The organism is Candidatus Blochmannia americanus (nom. nud.), from assembly GCF_059934915.1.
Window position 1 is genome coordinate 552,935 of record NZ_CP011792.1, and the last position, 19,443, is coordinate 572,377.

General features: G+C 29.1%; 12 protein-coding genes, 3 tRNA genes and 1 pseudogene. 10 read left to right on the forward strand and 6 right to left on the reverse strand.

Annotated elements, in window-relative coordinates; all coding sequences use genetic code 11:
• Positions 1-76: 76 nt before the first annotated feature.
• Positions 77-1,411, reverse strand: coding sequence for a murein DD-endopeptidase MepM (mepM, locus tag Bamer462_RS02340; RefSeq protein WP_500837996.1), 1,335 nt, complete (start codon positions 1,409-1,411; stop codon positions 77-79).
• A gap of 313 nt (positions 1,412-1,724) precedes the next feature.
• A complete protein-coding gene (aspS, locus tag Bamer462_RS02345) occupies positions 1,725-3,449 on the reverse strand; it encodes an aspartate--tRNA ligase (protein WP_500837520.1) in 1,725 nt (574 codons plus the stop codon).
• A gap of 624 nt (positions 3,450-4,073) precedes the next feature.
• On the opposite strand from aspS, the gene argS reads away from it, so the two are divergent.
• The gene (gene argS / locus Bamer462_RS02350; RefSeq protein WP_500837521.1) at positions 4,074-5,819 is read left to right on the forward strand and encodes an arginine--tRNA ligase; all 1,746 of its coding nucleotides are present in this window, start codon (positions 4,074-4,076) and stop codon (positions 5,817-5,819) included.
• A 22-nt stretch (positions 5,820-5,841) separates the two neighbouring features.
• On the opposite strand, the gene murJ is transcribed toward argS, so the two are convergent.
• Positions 5,842-7,389 (reverse strand): murein biosynthesis integral membrane protein MurJ, encoded by a 1,548-nt coding sequence (gene murJ, locus Bamer462_RS02355; protein ID WP_500837522.1) that lies wholly within the window; start codon positions 7,387-7,389, stop codon positions 5,842-5,844.
• A 626-nt stretch (positions 7,390-8,015) separates the two neighbouring features.
• Here murJ and mdtH point away from each other — a divergent pair.
• Both mdtH and Bamer462_RS02365 read left to right on the forward strand, forming a co-directional pair.
• The gene (gene mdtH, locus Bamer462_RS02360; RefSeq protein ID WP_500837523.1) at positions 8,016-9,239 is read left to right on the forward strand and encodes a multidrug efflux MFS transporter MdtH; all 1,224 of its coding nucleotides are present in this window, start codon (positions 8,016-8,018) and stop codon (positions 9,237-9,239) included.
• A 190-nt stretch (positions 9,240-9,429) separates the two neighbouring features.
• Positions 9,430-9,519, forward strand: a tRNA-Ser gene (locus Bamer462_RS02365).
• A 244-nt stretch (positions 9,520-9,763) separates the two neighbouring features.
• Here the strand turns inward: Bamer462_RS02365 and Bamer462_RS02370 are convergent.
• Positions 9,764-9,853: transfer RNA gene (locus tag Bamer462_RS02370), tRNA-Ser, on the reverse strand.
• Positions 9,854-10,148: 295 nt separating this feature from the next.
• Here Bamer462_RS02370 and Bamer462_RS02375 point away from each other — a divergent pair.
• Positions 10,149-10,221, forward strand: a tRNA-Asn gene (locus Bamer462_RS02375).
• Between the two features lie 83 nt (positions 10,222-10,304).
• Here Bamer462_RS02375 and gutQ read toward each other — a convergent pair.
• Both gutQ and tmaR read right to left on the reverse strand, forming a co-directional pair.
• Entirely contained in the window at positions 10,305-11,282 is a 978-nt protein-coding gene (gutQ, locus tag Bamer462_RS02380) for an arabinose-5-phosphate isomerase GutQ (RefSeq protein ID WP_500837524.1), read from the reverse strand.
• A gap of 565 nt (positions 11,283-11,847) precedes the next feature.
• A complete protein-coding gene (tmaR, locus tag Bamer462_RS02385) occupies positions 11,848-12,171 on the reverse strand; it encodes a PTS system regulator TmaR (protein ID WP_500837525.1) in 324 nt (107 codons plus the stop codon).
• A 294-nt stretch (positions 12,172-12,465) separates the two neighbouring features.
• Here tmaR and sbcB point away from each other — a divergent pair, with 294 nt between their 5' ends.
• From sbcB to hisH, 6 genes and pseudogenes are all read left to right on the forward strand, one after another.
• Entirely contained in the window at positions 12,466-13,968 is a 1,503-nt protein-coding gene (sbcB, locus tag Bamer462_RS02390) for an exodeoxyribonuclease I (protein ID WP_500837526.1), read from the forward strand.
• A 511-nt stretch (positions 13,969-14,479) separates the two neighbouring features.
• Positions 14,480-15,379, forward strand: a complete 900-nt coding sequence (gene hisG, locus Bamer462_RS02395) for an ATP phosphoribosyltransferase (protein ID WP_500837527.1) — start codon at positions 14,480-14,482, stop codon at positions 15,377-15,379.
• 4 nt (positions 15,380-15,383) lie between these two features.
• Entirely contained in the window at positions 15,384-16,715 is a 1,332-nt protein-coding gene (gene hisD, locus Bamer462_RS02400; protein WP_500837528.1) for a histidinol dehydrogenase, read from the forward strand.
• Entirely contained in the window at positions 16,693-17,760 is a 1,068-nt protein-coding gene (hisC, locus tag Bamer462_RS02405; RefSeq protein ID WP_500837529.1) for a histidinol-phosphate transaminase, read from the forward strand. Before hisD ends, hisC begins: the two co-directional genes overlap by 23 nt.
• A gap of 25 nt (positions 17,761-17,785) precedes the next feature.
• Positions 17,786-18,856: a bifunctional histidinol-phosphatase/imidazoleglycerol-phosphate dehydratase HisB gene (gene hisB / locus Bamer462_RS02410; RefSeq protein ID WP_500837997.1), complete on the forward strand. Its 1,071-nt coding sequence runs from the start codon at positions 17,786-17,788 to the stop codon at positions 18,854-18,856.
• A pseudogene (hisH, locus tag Bamer462_RS02415) lies at positions 18,853-19,442 on the forward strand (imidazole glycerol phosphate synthase subunit HisH). Before hisB ends, hisH begins: the two are co-directional and overlap by 4 nt.
• The last annotated feature ends 1 nt before the right edge of the window (position 19,443 follow it).

A 19,443-nucleotide genomic window follows, 5' to 3' on the forward strand; every position in this document is an offset into this window, starting at 1 on the left:
AAGCATCGTAAAAATTACAAATTAATTTAAATAAATTTGTATATATTAGTATAAAAATTATAAAACTAAAATATATCTAATTAAAACATAATCGAGGAATCACCTCCTTTACTTGATTTAAATATGTTGTTCGTTCACCTCCCAATAGCTTCTCAACATTTAATACTTGAGTTGTCAATGGATTTACGGGACGATGATTCATCCATATTTCAAAATGTAAATGAGGGCCTGTCGATCGACCTGTATTTCCAGATAACGCTATTTTATCACCTAATTTAACTTTTTGTCCAGATTTAACTAACAACTTTTTCAAATGCATATACCGAGTTATACAATGACGATTGTGTCTAATTGCTATGTAATTACCAGCAATTTTACTATATGCACTTACAATAACTTCCCCGTCTCCCACAGACAAAACAGGAGTGCCAATTGGAACAGCAAAATCAACTCCAGCATGAGGAGATACTTGTCCAGTTACAGGGTTTAATCTGTTTAAATTAAAATTAGAAGATATACGAAATGGTTTTAATGTAGGAAGTCGTATAAAATTTCTTCCTAACCTTACAGCTTCCCGATCATAAAATTTACCGTTATTTGCACGAAATACATAATAATCTTGACCAGAAGTAAATAATCTCGCGCCAATTAATTTGCTGCTAATGCTATGATCATCATTCACCATCATGGATGTTAATACAGAAAATCTATCTCCCTGATGCAATTTATGAAAATCTAATTGATGTTTGAATGCATTCACCATATCTATGATGCAATTTTCTTCTATGCCTAAAGAACGAGCGCTATCAATAAATGTTCCACTTAATTCACCTATAAACAAAATTTCATAAAATAATCCATCATTCAATTGATTTAAAATTCTAATAATACCTTCTGTAAAACTAGTATGAATACGATTATACACACGAGTTTCTTGCGGAAAAATATCCCAAATTAAACATTGTAATTTTTTTTTTGTGATTATTGCCCAAGAAAGTATTTGACCTGTTCTTACTTGTCTTAATATTGGATACTGTTGTAGTAAAAGAACAATATCAGATACATCGATCCCTTGACTACTATATTCTATTAAAATTTTACTCAATACATCATTCTGAGATACTATGTAATTATATACATTTGTTTCTTTAGATAATTTATCAAAATATGAGTGTTTTTTCAAAATATTAGAAATTACCATTACACTATCAAAAAATTTTCCATTTTTTATAATTTCACATAGATAGGGCTCGCGTTGCTGCATAAGCAATATCTTATTAAAATTTTTTTTATTTTTATTCAAAATACACGGAATAAAAATCTCCCAAATCGCCATAACCATAATCATTAACAGAAATACCGATAACATTATAAAATAATGATTATAAAAATAACGATACAATAACTTCATAGAACGAACTATAATACTACGCACTAATCAATAGCCTATATTACACAATCTCTAAGAAGAGAAAGTTATTATCGATAAAAATTAAAATAAAATATTACAGAAAATAATAAAAATGACTTCAATGTCAATACCATTCATCAATAAAACATCATATTACTTATATAGTTTCTAATAAATAAGCACGAATACAAGAATCCATGCATTATTTTTATATTTCAAAATATCTGAAACAATCTTTTTAAATAATTTACCAACGTAACTAATATATATAAAGTGGTATAATAGCAAATATCGATACTTGATGACATATTGATTAATCAGGTGTATTAACCATCAAATCTACTGCTGCTGTAGTTTTAGGAAAAGCGATAACTTCTCTAATACTCTGAGCCCCAGTCAACAACATAGCTAATCGATCTAATCCAAACGCTAAACCAGCATGCGGAGGCGCCCCATATTTTAATGCATCCATTAAATACCCAAATTTTTCTTGCTGCTCATTTTTAGTAATACCTAAAATATTGAATACTAATTGTTGTACATCAAATGAATGAATACGAGCCGATCCGCTACCAATCTCACAACCATTCATCACTATATCATAAGCTTCTGATGTCGCTAACAACGGATCTTTCTGTAAAGTTTGAATATCACAATGTTTTGGAGAAGTAAACATATGATGTTTTGATACAAGTTCACCATGACTGTTTTTTTCAAACATAGGAAAATTTATTATCCACAATGGAGCCCAAAAATCCTTTTTGATTAAACAAAGATCATTACCTAATTTAAGTCTTAAAGGACTTAATATTTTCGTAATAGATTGATTATTATCATCACTCAACCCAAAAAACAAAATATCATTATTTGTAACATTGGTTTTTGTTAAAATAGTATCTAATGTAAACTTATCTAACAAACTAATAATTGATCCTTGAATCTCTTTTTTAGTCATGTCATTTTTACTAAACTGAATCTTAGCCCACATTAATTCCTGCAAACCACATTTTTTAGAATAATCAATATATTCATCAATCTGTTTTTGTGTTAGTTTTATACCTCCAGGGACTTTCATAGCTACTACCTGAATATCAGTATTATTTGTTCTCACAAATGAGAACCTATTTTGAATAGGCTTAAATAAATACGATACATCAATCATTTCTATTGGATTTCTTAAATCTGGAGCATCAGAGCCAAAACGTTGCATTACTTCAGAATATGTCAACTGCGGAAATATTCCTAATTCTACGTTTAAAATTTCACGCCAAATAATACGAATAAAAATTTCCATAAGTTCTCGTATTTTTTGTGTTGTCATAAAAGAAGTCTCAATATCTATTTGAGTAAACTCTGGTTGACGATCTGCACGTAAATCTTCATCTCGAAAACATTTAGTAATTTGATAATATCTATCAAAACCAGAAACCATTAATAATTGCTTAAATATTTGCGGTGATTGAGGTAAAGCATAATTTTTACCCGTATGTAATCTACTTGGAACAATATAATCACGTGCCCCTTCTGGAGTAACTTTTGTTAGAATTGGTGTTTCAATGTTTAAAAATCCCTCTAATTCCATAAAACGATGAACAATTGATATAATACGTGATCGAGTTTTTATACGGTGCAACATAATTGGACGTCTTAAATCAAGATAACGATACTTTAATCTATTTTCTTCAATATTATTTTGATTAATATCTAATGGTAACGGATCAGCAGTATTGAGAATAATGAAAGTTTTCGCTACTATTTCAATAGCCCCAGTAGGGATATCATAATTAACTTGGTTTTTAGGTCTTATACGAACTGTACCTATTAATTGTATACAAAATTCTTGTTTCAATTTAGTAGCGGATATACATGTTTCTCTGTTTTGATGTCGGTCAAAACATACCTGTATACATCCTTCTCTATCACGTAAATCAACAAAAATTAACCCGCCAAAATTACGATATCTATTAATCCAACCACATAACGTAACTTCTAAACCCACATGAGATAAATTCAATTGACCACAATACGCAGTACGCATATATATGTGTAACCTCTGCTCACAAATATTTAATTACATAAGATCTTTTTTTATAAAAAATACTAATAAACATATATACATTGTAATAAACATGAAATACATATGATTTTTTTATAATAATTCATATAAAAAACTCATATTGCTAATATTATATTAATTATTTGATTAAATATTATTAAATACTTTTCTTGCATTATACTTAAATTTATTTAAATTAATCTTGGTAACTTATATTATTTATTTTGTAAAAAATATTTTGATGTAAACAAATAAATCAAAACTTATAAAAATTTTTTAATAATATTTATTTAATACACGATATATTCATATGACAAATAAAAATTGGATCATTTAACTATATATAAACATAAATATATTGTTCTTATAATAATTATTACTATTTCATTTTTTTTACAAAAAATTTCATATAATATAACTATACCATTATTAATAATGATTCAATAATTTAAATCTTATTAAATATAATATAAGTATATCGCATAAATACAAATACCACTTAAAAATATCTATACAATTACAAAATATAATTATATTTATATCACAGAAAAAATATATTTTCTGATACTATCAGATATATATATATATATATATTAAAACATTTATATGAACATTCAAAAATTTTTGATAAAAAAAATTCATCGCGCTTTATTTTCAATTACGAATCAATCTTTTTATCACTTGATACAAGTAAAACAATCAACAAAAAAAATATTTGGAAACTACCAAATCAATGGATTAATAACTATCTCTAAAAAATTAAATATGCCTGTCGAAGAACTCTCTAAAAAAATTATAAAATTTATCGATTTAAGTGATATTGCGCAAATAATAAAAACTGAAAAACCAGGATTTATTAACATATTTTTAAGTCCAAAATGGATATCTAATCAAATTAATAGTGTTTTTTCTGTATCTCGTTTAGGCATTACCCCAGTTATACCCAAAACCATTGTTATTGACTATTCTAGTCCAAATATTGCAAAAGAAATGCATGTTGGGCATTTACGTTCAACCGTGATCGGAGATAGCATTGCACGTATCTTATCTTTTTTAGGGCATAATGTCATACGAGTCAATCACATAGGAGATTGGGGTACCCAATTTGGTATGCTTATCGCTTACATAGAGAAAAATACACAGCCTGGATATTTAATAAATAGAACTATTCAATTATCTTCTCTAGAACATTTTTATCAAAAAGCTAAAAAAATTTACGATATTAACCCCACTTTTGCAGAATTATCTAGAAGTTACGTTCTAAAATTACAACAAGGTGATAAATATCACCGTCAAATATGGCAACGCTTGGTAGATATTTCTATATCAAATAATCAAAACATATATGCACGATTAAATATTACTTTAAAAAAAAGCGACATTATAGGAGAAAGTTTTTATAATGACATGCTCCCTAATATTGTGTCGGATTTAAAAAATAAAGGCTTAGCAGTCATAAGTAATGGAGCCACAGTAGTATTTCTAGAAAATTATAATAACAAACACGGCGATCCTTTTGGAGTAATTATTCAAAAAAAAGATGGAGCTTATTTATATAGCACTACCGATATTGCTTGCATAAAATATCGATGTAAAATATTACATGCCGATAGAATTATTTACTATACTGATAGTCGTCAAAAACAACATCTCATACAAGCATGGGAAATTGCTAACAAAGCAGGATATATAGGAAAATCAATATTATTAGAACATCATATATGTGGTATGATACTGGGAAAAGATGGTAAACCATTGAAAACACGATCCGGCAATGCATTAAAATTAAAAATATTATTAGATGAAGCCTTAGAACGCGCTCGTTGTCTAATATCAAGTAAAAATCCTCATTTAAAATATACTGAAATTAATAAACTAGCGCATGTTATTAGTATCGGTGCCATTAAATATTCTGAGCTATCAAAAAATCGTATTACAGATTATATATTTAATTGGAATAATATATTAAATTTCGAAGGAAATACAGCCCCTTATATACAATACGCATACACTAGAATCATTTCTATTTTTAAACGATTTGAACAACCTAGTGCTCAATTAGAACAACACAACATTCAATTAGAAACTGAAGAAGAAATATCATTAGCAACGTGTTTGCTTCAATTTGACGAAACGATTAGCGCAGTTGCAGATCAAGGCTCTCCTCACATGTTATGCTCTTATTTGTATAAAGTATCTATGCTATTTTCCTCGTTTTATGAAAACTGTCCCATTATTAAAATAAACAATACGTGCATAAAATATAGTAGATTAAAATTAGCATCGTTTACTGCTCGTATTTTAAAGAAAGGATTAAATTTATTAGGAATCAAAACAGTAAGATCGATGTGATAATTAATATATCTTTCTTACATTAAGAAAAATCTTTACTTAAAAAAATAAAATCTTTTAAACGAATACCTACACACCACAACGTTACACAATAACTACTACTAACCAATATCAAAATTCCTATTATTTTAATTAATCGGTAAATAATATTGCCTTGATCCCAATGAGATACACACGTTAATAATCCCACGCAAACTATATACATTACAAAAAGAGCAACAAACACTTGACAACAAAAAAATAACCATCCAGGTTGTAATTGGAATAAGTATTTTTTTTTAAATTTCCAATACAATAGCCCTGAATTTAACCATGCGCCCAAAGTGACAGAAAAAGAAAAAACAACATGTTTCAATGAATTAATACATACTAAATTTACAAATTGAGTGAAAATAAGTACAATAACAACTATATATACGGGAGTTATAATATCATGGCGCGCATAAAAACCAGACGTTAATACCTTAGTAAAAATTAAACCAGGTAATCCTATTGCGTACGCAATTACAGAATACTGTGTCATTAATACATCAAATTCTAAAAATTTTCCATACTTAAACAAGGTTGTGATTAAAGGTTCAGAAAAAACCCCTAAAATAATAGCACTAGGAAAACTTAATACAAAACATAATCTCATCCCCCAATTCATCAAATAAAAATAATCTTCATAATTTTTATTTGAGATAAAACGAGATAAATATGGCACTAAAATGGTAGTTAACGTTACACCAAACACTCCAATAGGTAATTCCATCAATCTATCAGCATAATACATCCAAGAAATAGAACCATCTCTCAAAAAAGAAGCGAGAATAGTATTAATAATTAATGATATCTGACTACTTGATACAGCGATTACAGCAGGAACCATTGATCTACATATCCTATAAACCCTATTATCATAAAATTGCATTGTTGGAATAATTAACATATTAATTTTTTTCAAAAATAGCAAACAATATACACACTGCAATACCCCTCCCACAATCACTGACCAAGCCACTCCCATAATAGGAGTATTACAATATAAATATTCTGCAAACAACATAAAACCTATTATGCTAACATTTAAAAAAATAGGAGCAAACGATGGTACTAAAAAAAAATTACAAGCATTTAAAATAGCCCCCATTAATGATGTCAATGACACTAACAAAATATAAGGAAACATCACTCTAAACATTTCAATAGTCATAAAAAACTTTTCTGTAGAACTATCAAAACCAGGTGCGATAATCATAATAATCCAAGGCGCTATTAATAATCCAATGCACACTATAATCGTTACAGTAACGATTAACAAACCAGATACTCTAGAAATAAATACTCGTATTTCTTCTTTACTTTTACAACATTGATATTCTGATAATATAGGCAGGAAAACCTGATAAAATGCTCCTTCCGCAAAAATGCGTCTTAATAAATTAGGCAATTTAAAGGCAATGAAAAACGCATCTGTCACAACACTCACTCCAAATATTCGGGCTATGATAGTATCTCTCATAAAACCCAGAATACGAGACAAAACAGTTACACAACTCATTGCAGTTAAAGATTTTAACAAATTCATTACATTTCAAAAATTTTTAGAAATTTACTGTAAGTAGTGTAACATACAAACAGGATATTTTCTTAAAACTATGAAAAATTCATGCTAATTTTATATATGATTTTTTTTTAAAATTAGTCTATAAATAAAATTTTATCGAAATGTTTCTTCAAAAAAAATACACGCAAAATACTAATACAGTGCGCATATCATTACAATTATTACATATCTCTGGTATAATTTATCTACAATAATAGATATACAACATGGTGCTCTTTAACAACAACTAATGATAAACAATCATATTCCTTACCGCGCATATTTAAAAAAATGACCGCTTAAAATGCTTTCTTTAATTTGACTAAAAATAGTTAGGTATGTTCACAGAAATATTTAAGTATAATTTTTAATCCTTAATAAATATAATCGCTCCTATTTTAAAATATTATGCTTGAAGTAATATATATATACAATAAATAAACATGTAAAAAATATCAATATTATTAAATTCAAATATCTCACAAAAAATAAAAGATACATATTAATTTACACTGTGCTTAAAAACAAAAATATATAATTATTTTTTTTAAATACTTTTAACGCACGTAGTAAGCAATAATGTATACAAAATACACAAACGGTGACTCATGTATACAATATCTAAAGCCAGAAGATTCGGTAAATATTTTTTAATTATAGATAATATGTTTGTAGTTATAGGGTTTTATGTTGTTTTTCCACTTATCTCAATATATTTTGTTGAACAACTAGGATGGGGAGCTTTTTTAGTAGGATTTGCTTTAGGATTAAGACAATTTATTCAACAAGGACTAGGAATTTTTAGCGGTGCCTTTGCTGATAAATTAGGAGCTAAACCCATGATTGTTTCTGGATTATTCATACGAACCCTAGGATTCATCATAATGAGTATTGCAAACACTCCTATGCTATTGTGTTTGTCATGTGTATTATCTGCTCTAGGTGGAACATTATTCGATCCACCACGAACTGCATTAGTAATTAAATTAGTGCGTCCATGGGAATTAGGAAGATTTTATTCTGTATTAATGCTAGAAGATAGTATGTGTGCCATTATAGGGATCGTACTAGGTACATGGTTATTACAATATAACTTTAGATTAGTATGCTTGACTGGGGCAACATTATTTTTTATTGCTGGAGTTTTTAACGCCTGGCGATTGCCTGCATATAAAATTTCCAGTTCCCGTGCTTCATTGTCAGAAGGAATAAAAAAAGTGCTCAATAATCAACGATTTGTGATTTATGTTTTTACTTTAACTGGTTATTATATTTTATCCGCTCAAGTTATGTTAATGTTGCCCATTCGAATTCATGAAATATCTGGGCAATTATCATATATAAAATGGATGTATATCATGGAAGCAATCTTATCATTATTATTAATTATTCCTATAACTTGGTGGAGCGAAAAATATTTTAAATTAGAAACACGATTGATGGTGGGATTAATAACTATGATAACTAGTTTATTTCCCATTGGATTCGTTAAAAACTTACATACATTATTAATTTTAATTAGTTTATTTTATATCGGATCTATTATTGCTGAACCTGCAAGAGAAACTTTAGGAGCTCTACTAACAGACTATAAAGCACGTAGTAGCTATATAGGTTTTAGTAAACTAAGTTTAGCTTTAGGGGGTACTGTAGGATATAGTGGCAGTGGATGGTTATACGACATTGGAAAAAAACAAAATTTTATTCAATTACCTTGGATCGTGCTAAGCATAATAGGGCTGATTACTTTATTAGGATTATATTATCAATTCAAATACTACTCTTTTCAATCTCTACTTAATAATAATCACAATAAGAAACGTAAACTGTAACTAATAACACAAATGATAATATAAACATATTACTACCCAATTACTTAAATCCTCAAGACCACGATAATAGTTTTCATACCTAAACTAGGATATAAATACGTAATTAATATTACCCAATAAAAAATTTAACTAATCATACTTGACCTAAAATAAGTAAAATTTTATATTGTTTCGGTATTCCCGTGAACAAGGTGAGATGTCCGAGTGGTTTAAGGAGCGTGCCTGGAAAGCATGTATGCATATAATTTATGTATCAAGGGTTCGAATCCCTTTCTCACCGATGTTACTACTAATATAGTAGTAACAAAGAAAAATTTGAACCACAATAAAAACATTAAAATCTATATAATATCGATTACAACACTATTTTCAGCTATTTTACAATGTAAATTGTACATAAATAATTACGTTGCAACAAAGATCACACAAAATCCTAAAAATTCTAATTTTTTCATAATCATTACTATAATTACGAATTTAAAAAAAATTATTCAACATCAATATCCCATTGTACTCAAAAACGACGGAGAGAAAGGGATTCGAACCCTTGAAAGATATTATTTCTTTAAAACGGTTTTCGAAACCGCTCCGTTCAACCACTCCGGCATCTCTCCCTTTCTTCTATTTAAAAAATTAAAAAAATATCATGTAATTTGCTGTTCAGCAAATCCCTCTCTTAACACATCCGTTAGATTAAATTACAATCATGAAAGTTCTTTATTTTATCCCTTTTCTTAAAAAGAAAAATAGATTTTTAATCTAATTATAACAATGCTTAACATATTTTATATATAAAATATCAAAACTATCTTCATACATTGCAATTTCTTATTAAATTACTACAGTAATCATTATTAAACACTTGTATTATTATGTATATTTCTATAACATAGAGTGCAGAATATTGGTTCCTCTGTAGTTCAGTTGGTAGAACAGCGGACTGTTAATCCGTATGTCACTGGTTCGATCCCAGTCAGGGGAGTCAAATAATGAAAAAATTAATGTTTTTTTTAATTTGTAATACATAATTGCAATTAATTCTCTACTATAAATGAATTTAAATATTCACTCTATTCCAGCTTGATGTAAATCATGCATATTAATTGAACCCACTAATATTCCCAATTCATCCACCACCGGTGCTGCAGTAATTTTTCGTTGATGCAAAGCTTTTAACGCCACGCTTGCACGCCATTCTTTGGGAATACGATATCCAGGTTTAGTCATAGCTATGTTCACCGGATCATCCAGAGATTTACCCTGAACTATCCAACGTCTTAAATCTCCGTCAGTAAACACCCCTGCGACACGATTATGCTCATCGCACACAGCAGTTAATCCAAGTCCAGTACGACTTAATTCAAACATAGCATCCATTACTGTAACCTGCCAAAAAACTTTTGAAATATATTCTTCAGTACGCATCAAATGATGTACGCAATTTAATAGTTGCGCTCCTAATCTACCTCCTGGATGAGATCGTGCAAATTGCTCTAAACTAAAACCTCTGTGTCTCATAAGTGCCATCGTTAATGCATCACCCATCATCAAAGTATTAACTGCGCTAGAAGTAGGAGAGAGTTCCATTGGACAGGCTTCTCTTCGTATTTTGACATTAAGAACACATGTAGCTCCCTTGGCCAAGGGAGACCCCACATCGCCAGTGAATGCGATTACAGGAATACCGCTATCTACTAACAATGGCATTAAAGTGATTATTTCACCAGCACGGCCTGAATAAGAAATAAACATAACTACATCTTGCGCTCCAATCATACCTAAATCACCATGTAAGGCTTCTGCAGGATGAACAAAAAAAGCCGGGGTACCTGTACTCGATAAAGAAGCAGCAATTTTTTTCCCAATATGACCTGACTTACCTATACCAGAAACTGCAACCTTTCCTGTGCAATTCAATAATATACGACAAGCAAATACAATACTTTCATCTAACCTATTTAACATTCTTTGGGCTTCGTTAATTTCTATCTCCAAAGTTTCTTTGGCATATTCCAATAACAATGCATCATCAATTATTACCATAATTATCAAAATGATAAATTTAAAAACTTTAATACCACAAAAAACTTATATTTTAATACAAGTTACATTCTCCATCTAATATTGAAATATGTATATTTGTGGGTATAACATGAATAATAAGCGCTTTACAATATACTTTACACTAATCAACATAAATCTACTAAAATAGATCATAATATTTTCGTTCAAAATAATAACAATATATAAATACTTTAATCAATACTGAATATATCCCAGTATAGGGCATATATTAAAAACAAAGATCCCCGTTACTACATTTTTATATAATCACAATAATATAAGGGATATAATACATAATAACAAATTTTAGATATTATATAATCGTTTTTGATTTTTCATAAATTATTTAAAATTATTTATATTATATATATAACGTTTCACGTTTCTTATCTTAAATAAGAATAATGTATTTTACGTTAAAAAACACATTATCTCTGATATTTCATATATATAAACACAATATCTTCTTTTGTACACATTCAAATAATAAACAATTGCAATTAATAAAATAAATATTTCTAAGATTAATCAACGATTGTTAAACCTAATCAATTGTAGATTCTTTAAAATGTTTAATTTTTTTTGATAATTCACGACGTTCTTTTGATAACTCAGCGTTCTTTATTATATATTCATCCACTCGGTCTTCATAATCGTGGCGCATATTAGTAATAATAACTTGTATCCCTTCTACGGATGTCTCAGACTTAATATAATCACTTAAGTTACCCAGCAATAACGCTCTTTTTTGATTGTCTCGAATTTTTTTTTCATTATCAATAATTTCTCGTTGCAATTTATTTTTACGACGAAATATACGCACAAATTCTAACACATCATAAAATGATTGATTAACATCATTGCTCATGATCATACCCTATTTTATATTTGCTTCAAAAAAGCTTACATTATATAGTTCCTAATTTCAATAAAATAAAAATAAAACATTGATGCAATCATATTTTCAATCCATATAATGTCCTTGTATTTGTAAACATTTACATTTAGATTATTGACAATAATAATAAATTAAAATACTCATATATATAACACATACAAATACCTGAGATATATTGCAATAAAACCTAATGAAATTATCTACAATATTAAATATATATAATATAATTTACATCTTATTTAGTTAAAAGTGCTCATATAACCTATGATAATACATTTTAATACTACAAAACCCAGTTTTTTTATTTATGATTACGAAACTTTTGGTATAAACCCGGCATCAGACAGACCAGCGCAATTTGCCGGAATTCGTACTAATAATATTTTTCAACCCATAGAAAAAGAAAAAGTTTTTTTCTGTCGCTTACCAAATGATTATATTCCTGATCCCCAATCTGTACTTATTACAGGAATTACTCCTCAATATACCTTACATAATGGATTGATAGAATCTGAATTTGCCAGCCGTATTTATCAAACATTCTGCATTCCTAAAACTTGTATACTCGGATACAATAACATCCATTTTGATGATGAATTTAGTAGAAACATTTTTTATAGAAACTTTCATGACCCTTACTTATGGGCTTATCAGCAAGGCAACTCCCGATGGGACTTGTTGCATGTGCTACGCGCTTGTTATTCATTATGTCCAAATGGCATCGAATGGCCATTAAACGCTCAAAATAAACCTAGTTTTCGTTTAGAAGATTTAACACAAGCGAACTCTATAAAACACTTGAGCGCACATAATGCTATGTCAGATGTATATGCTACTTTAGAATTAACAAAATTAATAAAAAAAAAACAACCACAATTATTTCAGTTTTTATTTGATCATCGCACCAAATATCAATTAAAAAAAATAATCGATTTAGACTCTATACATCCACTAATATTCATAACAAACAGAATTAATAATAAATACAAAAATTTTATAGCTTATATAGCACCAATTTCTCAACATCCCATAAATCCTAATATTTTAATAGCATGTGATTTAAATGGGAATATAGATACTTTAATTAATTTAAATATAGATACGGTATATCAAAAATTACACTCCGGACACATAACAATATATGATATCTTAACAAAAATGCCACTAAAATTGATCAGATTAAATGCATGTCCTACTTTAATACCGATAAGTTTTTTTGACAAAAACAATATTAATACCAATTATTCCATACAACCTTCCACTGACTATCAATATTTTTCAAAAAATTTAAATTTTCTTAGAATATATGAAAATAGCGTGCATTTACGAAAAAAAATAAACACACTATATACCATCATAGAATCTTATATACATCAAAAAACTCTATATAATTCTGCCCACGTAGACAATCAATTATATTACAGATTTTTTAACAATTCTGATCGTAAAATAATTGAAAATATCCGCAGAACTCATTCAAAAGAATTGAAAAATTTACACATTGAACACGCCGATTCTCGATTAGAGCCACTTTTATTTTACTATAGAGCTCGCAATTTTCCCAATACTTTAAATCACCAAGAACAAAAAAAATGGTTAGACTATATAAGAAACAAATTATTTGATAAAAATCAATCAAAATTTTATAATGACCAACTAAATACGCTCCTTTCAACTTATAAATACAATAAACAAAAAATTGAACTTCTACGTTCATTACAGACATATTATCAGTATCTTTATAAGACCTGCTTTAATTTCCATTAAAAAAATCAGTTTTTAATTTTTTATATATATGCAAATACTACATGCTTCACTCAAAATTAAAATAAATAAAAAATTTATAACAAAATAACATCTGTATTGTTATAATAATATGTATTTACTATAATAATTTTATACAAATATATTAAGCATTATAAAAATTTAATTTTTTACCTATTATTCTACAATAGAATACATTAATATTTTAAAATACTTTAAATTTAATTAAAATATTAATTATATACGTATAAAATAAAATAACTTTACAAAATTTAACCCTATACAAATTTAATTATATTCGCTAAAATATTAAATTAATGAAAAATGTTTTAACGAGAACATTGTGCTTCATGTATTAATTTTTCATCATGACCCTGACTAATCCTTCAAATAAATTAAAAATAGAAACAATTTTTCATTTTTTGTGCGTTAACAACATCAAAAAATACTACTATTTCAAAAATTTTTTAAAGCATCGAGTTATGGCAAATTATTTACATAAGGTAAAAATATCATGCTAGATAGATCACGATTACGAATAGCAATGCAAAAATCAGGAAGGTTAAGCAAAGAATCCCAACAACTTCTTGAACAATGTGGAATTAAGATTAATTTACAACAACAACGTCTACTAGCATTTGCGGAAAACATGCCCATCGATATCATGAGAGTTCGAGATGATGATATCCCCGGTTTAGTTATGGATGGTATAGTAGATTTAGGTATTATAGGCGAAAACGTATTAGAAGAAGCGTTGTTATCAAGACGATCGCAAGGAGATAATCCTCGTTATGTTATGTTACGCCGATTAGATTTTGGAGATTGTCGATTATCTATGGCCTTACCCATAGACGAACCATGGCTTGGTCCAAAATGCTTGCAAGGCAAACGAATCGCCACTTCATATCCCCATCTGCTGAAACAATATTTAGACAAATTAGGTATTAACTTTAAATCTTGTCTACTAAATGGCTCGGTAGAAGTAGCGCCACGCGCCGGGTTATCAGACGCGATTTGTGATCTAGTTTCCACTGGAGCTACATTAGAAGCTAACGGATTACATGAAGTAGAAGTGATTTATCGATCTAGAGCATGTCTGATTCAACGATCTGGACAATTATCCAGCACAAAACAATCGCTAATAAATAAATTGATGATCCGCATTCAAGGAGTAATCCAAGCCAGAGGATCTAAATATATCATGCTGCACGCTCCGGCTGAACAACTAGAGGAAATTATTAATTTACTACCTGGCGCAGAAAGTCCCACAGTATTGCCATTGGCGGGTAATCAACATCGTGTTGCGATATACATGGTAAGCAATGAAACATTATTTTGGGAAACAATGGAAAATTTAAAAAATCTTGGAGCCAGTTCTATTTTAGTATTACCAATAGAAAAAATGATGGAATAATATTATGATTAATCATGAATATCCTATATCTATTTACTGGAATAATTATTCCAAATCTGAACAAAAAAAACTTCTTATTCGCCCAATAAACAACAAATTAAGTGATATTTGTATAAATGTTAAAAATATACTCAGACAAGTTTATAACGAAGGAGATCGTGCTTTATTTAGATTTAATCGTGATTATGACAATGTACAAACTAAACAATTGAAAATTCCATCTGAAACTATCATAAAGTCAGGTTATAACTTATCTAATGAAATAAAACAAGCAATACAAATCGCAATGGCTAATATTACACGGTTTCATCAAACACAATATTGTTCAGAAGTAAATTTGGAAACTTTTCCAGGTGTATATTGTCAACAAATTATTCGTCCATTAAATATTATCGGATTATATATACCAGGAGGAACCGCCCCGTTATTGTCAACAGTAATGATGTTAGGCATTCCAGCACGTATTGCGAAATGTAAACGTGTGATATTATGTTCACCTCCACCAATTCCAGATGTAATTATATATGTTGCACAACTTTGTGGTATCAACGAAATTTACCAAGTAGGAGGTAGTCAAGCTATAGCTGCTATGGGATTTGGTACTAAGTCTATTCCAAAAGTAGACAAAATATTCGGACCAGGTAATGCTTGGGTTACAGAAGCAAAACGGCAAATTAACCTTGCTCCAAATGGAGCAGCTATTGATATGTTAGCTGGACCCTCCGAAGTATTAATCATTGCAGATAATACAGCTAATCCTATTTTTATCGCAGCAGATCTTTTATCACAAGCAGAACATGGATCTGATTCGCACGTAGTACTTATAACACCCAATGCGAACATTGCAGAACAAACAAGATTAGAGCTACATAAACAATTAAAAATACTACCACGTAACAATATAATTAATAATGCATTGATGAATAGCCGCATGATTATTACTAATAATTTAATGGAGTGTTTTTCTATAAGTAATAGTTACGCTCCAGAACATTTGATCATTCAAATTGAAAATGCACCAAATTATTTACATCACATCATTAATGCTGGATCAATATTTCTTGGAAATTGGTCTCCAGAAACTGCTGGAGATTATGCAAGCGGACCTAACCATGTCTTACCTACATATGGGCGTGCAACTACCACATCTGGTTTAGGAGTTATAGATTTTCAAAAAAGAATATCAGTACAACAATTAACTCAAAATGGATTGTTACAACTATCGTCAACAATTATCACATTAACACAAATTGAACAATTAAAAGCCCACGAATACGCCATAACACATCGTATAAATTATCTGAAGGAATACAATGAACGTTCGTTACTTGGCTAGAAATAATGTACTAACTCTTAAACCTTACCAAGCTGCCAGAAAATTAACCCATTCGGGTAACATATGGCTTAACGCTAATGAATTCCCAAACGCTCCCGATTATCAATTACGTTATAAAAAAATTCATAGATATCCCTCTTGTCAGCCACAAGAATTAATAAACAATTATGCCTATTATGCTAGGGTACGATCCGATCAAATTTTAGTATCGAGAGGAGCTGATGAAAGTATTGAATTATTAATGAAAGTTTTTTGTAATCCTGGAAAAGACGTTATTGTATTTTGTCCGCCAACATATGGTATGTACAAAACCACTGCAGAAATTTTAGGAATTAATTATCGAATTATACCTAAAAAAAAGAACTGGCAACTTGATTTATTATCTATTAAATCACAACTAAACAATGTCAAATTAATTTATATTTGTAACCCAAATAACCCTACTGGTAATATTATCCATTTAAATAGTTTAAAAAAATTATTAGACATTATTCAAAATCGAGCCTTATTAGTCGCTGACGAAGCATATATTGACTTTTGCCCTGATGCAAGCTTAGTACGCTGGCTATCAATATATCCTCATTTGGTTATCTTAAGGACTTTATCTAAAGCTTTCGCATTAGCAGGATTACGATGTGGGTTCACTTTAGCTAATCCAGAAATTATTAAATTGCTAGGAAAAGTAATCACACCGTATCCATTATCTATTCCAGTCATTGACATTGCAGAACAAGCTTTAACTCCTACAAGCATACAAGATACCCAAAACAGAATAGCTCTCATTAATACAAACCGAGCCATATTAATTACGGGATTAAATCAATGCTCTTGTGTTCAAAAAGTATTTAACAGTAATGCTAATTACGTATTAGTTAAATTCAATCCAAAATATCAAGTTTTCAATACATTATTACGTCAAGGTATAGTTTTAAGAGATCAAAGTAACCAACCAGGATTAATTAATTGCTTACGTATCACTGTGGGTACATATAATGAATGTAAACACGTAGTTTCTGTTTTAAAAAAACTACATGTTTCATCGTGATCGACATAGACAAATAGGAGCGCTCATGAATCATAAAATTTTATTTATAGATCGAGACGGAACTCTAATTAATGAACCAAAAGATAATTTTCAAATCGATTCTTTAGATAAATTTTCACTAGAACCATACGTTATTCCTGCTCTCATAGCTTTGAAAGATATAGGTTTTGAATTTGTTATAGTTACCAATCAAAATGGATTAGGAAGTCATTCATTTCCTAAAGAAAAATTTGATAAACCACATCATTTAATGATTCAAATATTTCAGTCTCAGGGTATTAAATTTAATCAAATACTAATTTGCCCTCATATTCCTGAAGAAGAATGCAATTGTCGAAAACCAAAAACTGCATTAGTAAGTTACTGGCTCATCGATAACAAACTAAATAAACTTAATAGTTATGTTATCGGGGATCGAGATACCGATATGATGTTAGCAACTAATATGGGTATTCAAGGAATACAATATCATCGTGCTAATTTTGGTTGGGAAAAAATTAAGGACCATTTAACACAATATCATAGATCAGCGCATATTCATCGTATCACTAAAGAAACTAATATAGACATCAAGATATGGTTAAATCAAAATGATGAAAGCTATATTAATACTGGAATTAATTTTTTTAATCATATGTTACAGCAAATAGCTGTTCATGCTGGATTACGTATGAATATTGTAGCAAAAGGCGATTTATATGTAGATGATCATCATACTGTTGAAGATACCGCTTTAACATTAGGAGAAGCATTAAATGTTGCATTAGGTAATAAATTCGGTATTGGAAGATTTGGATTTATATTACCTATGGATGAAAGTATTGCGCAATGTGTATTAGATCTTTCTGGGCGCACATACTTTCATTATGAAGCTAAATATACTTTTCAAAAAATAGGAGATCTTAGCACTGAAATGATAGAACATTTTTTTCGATCATTATCTTCAAAAATGGGTTGCGCTTTGCATTTACAAACAATTGGTAGCAATGATCACCATAAAGCAGAAAGTTTATTTAAATCTTTCGGTCGATCATTACGCCAAGCCATTTATGTAGAAAATAATAATATACCAAGCTCTAAAGGAGCTTTGCTATGAATATAGTGATTATAAACACCAACTGCTCTAATTTATTCTCTGTAAAAACCATGTTACATAAATTAGGATTCTCTCCAATAATAAGTGACAGAGCTGATATTATATCTCAAGCTGACAAACTATTTTTACCAGGAGTAGGTACTGCTTCAGCTGCAATGAAACAATTAAAAAAAAAAATCTGGTTTCATTGATACAAAACTGTACCAAACCGATATTAGGTATTTGTTTAGGAATGCAATTATTTAGCTCTATAAGCGCTGAAAATAATGGTATTAAAACTTTAAATATCATTGATGTACCTGTTAAACGTATACAATACTGTGGTTTTCCACTACCACACATGGGATGGAATACTATTACTATCCCAAAAAGACATTATTTATTTTACGGTATAAAAGAAAATAGTTATTTTTATTTTGCACATAGTTATTTTATAGAAATATGTCATGTGACGATTTCTCAAACAAATTACGGACAATTATTCAGTTCAGTTATAGAATATAAAAATTTTTTTGGTGTACAATTTCATCCGGAAAAATCAGGAATGCCTGGGCAACAATTAGTAAAAAATTTCTTGGAGATATAAT

Excerpts from the sequence above, each read along its gene's own strand:
- gutQ (WP_500837524.1), bottom strand. The coding sequence starts at position 11,282 with ATGGTAATAATTGATGATGCATTGTTATTGGAATATGCCAAAGAAACT.
- murJ (WP_500837522.1), bottom strand. The coding sequence starts at position 7,389 with ATGAATTTGTTAAAATCTTTAACTGCAATGAGTTGTGTAACTGTTTTG.
- mepM (WP_500837996.1), bottom strand. The coding sequence starts at position 1,411 with ATGAAGTTATTGTATCGTTATTTTTATAATCATTATTTTATAATGTTA.
- sbcB (WP_500837526.1), top strand. The coding sequence starts at position 12,466 with ATGATAATACATTTTAATACTACAAAACCCAGTTTTTTTATTTATGAT.
- tmaR (WP_500837525.1), bottom strand. The coding sequence starts at position 12,171 with ATGAGCAATGATGTTAATCAATCATTTTATGATGTGTTAGAATTTGTG.
- hisB (WP_500837997.1), top strand. The coding sequence starts at position 17,786 with ATGAATCATAAAATTTTATTTATAGATCGAGACGGAACTCTAATTAAT.
- hisD (WP_500837528.1), top strand. The coding sequence starts at position 15,384 with ATGATTAATCATGAATATCCTATATCTATTTACTGGAATAATTATTCC.
- mdtH (WP_500837523.1), top strand. The coding sequence starts at position 8,016 with ATGTATACAATATCTAAAGCCAGAAGATTCGGTAAATATTTTTTAATT.
- aspS (WP_500837520.1), bottom strand. The coding sequence starts at position 3,449 with ATGCGTACTGCGTATTGTGGTCAATTGAATTTATCTCATGTGGGTTTA.
- hisC (WP_500837529.1), top strand. The coding sequence starts at position 16,693 with ATGAACGTTCGTTACTTGGCTAGAAATAATGTACTAACTCTTAAACCT.
- hisG (WP_500837527.1), top strand. The coding sequence starts at position 14,480 with ATGCTAGATAGATCACGATTACGAATAGCAATGCAAAAATCAGGAAGG.
- argS (WP_500837521.1), top strand. The coding sequence starts at position 4,074 with ATGAACATTCAAAAATTTTTGATAAAAAAAATTCATCGCGCTTTATTT.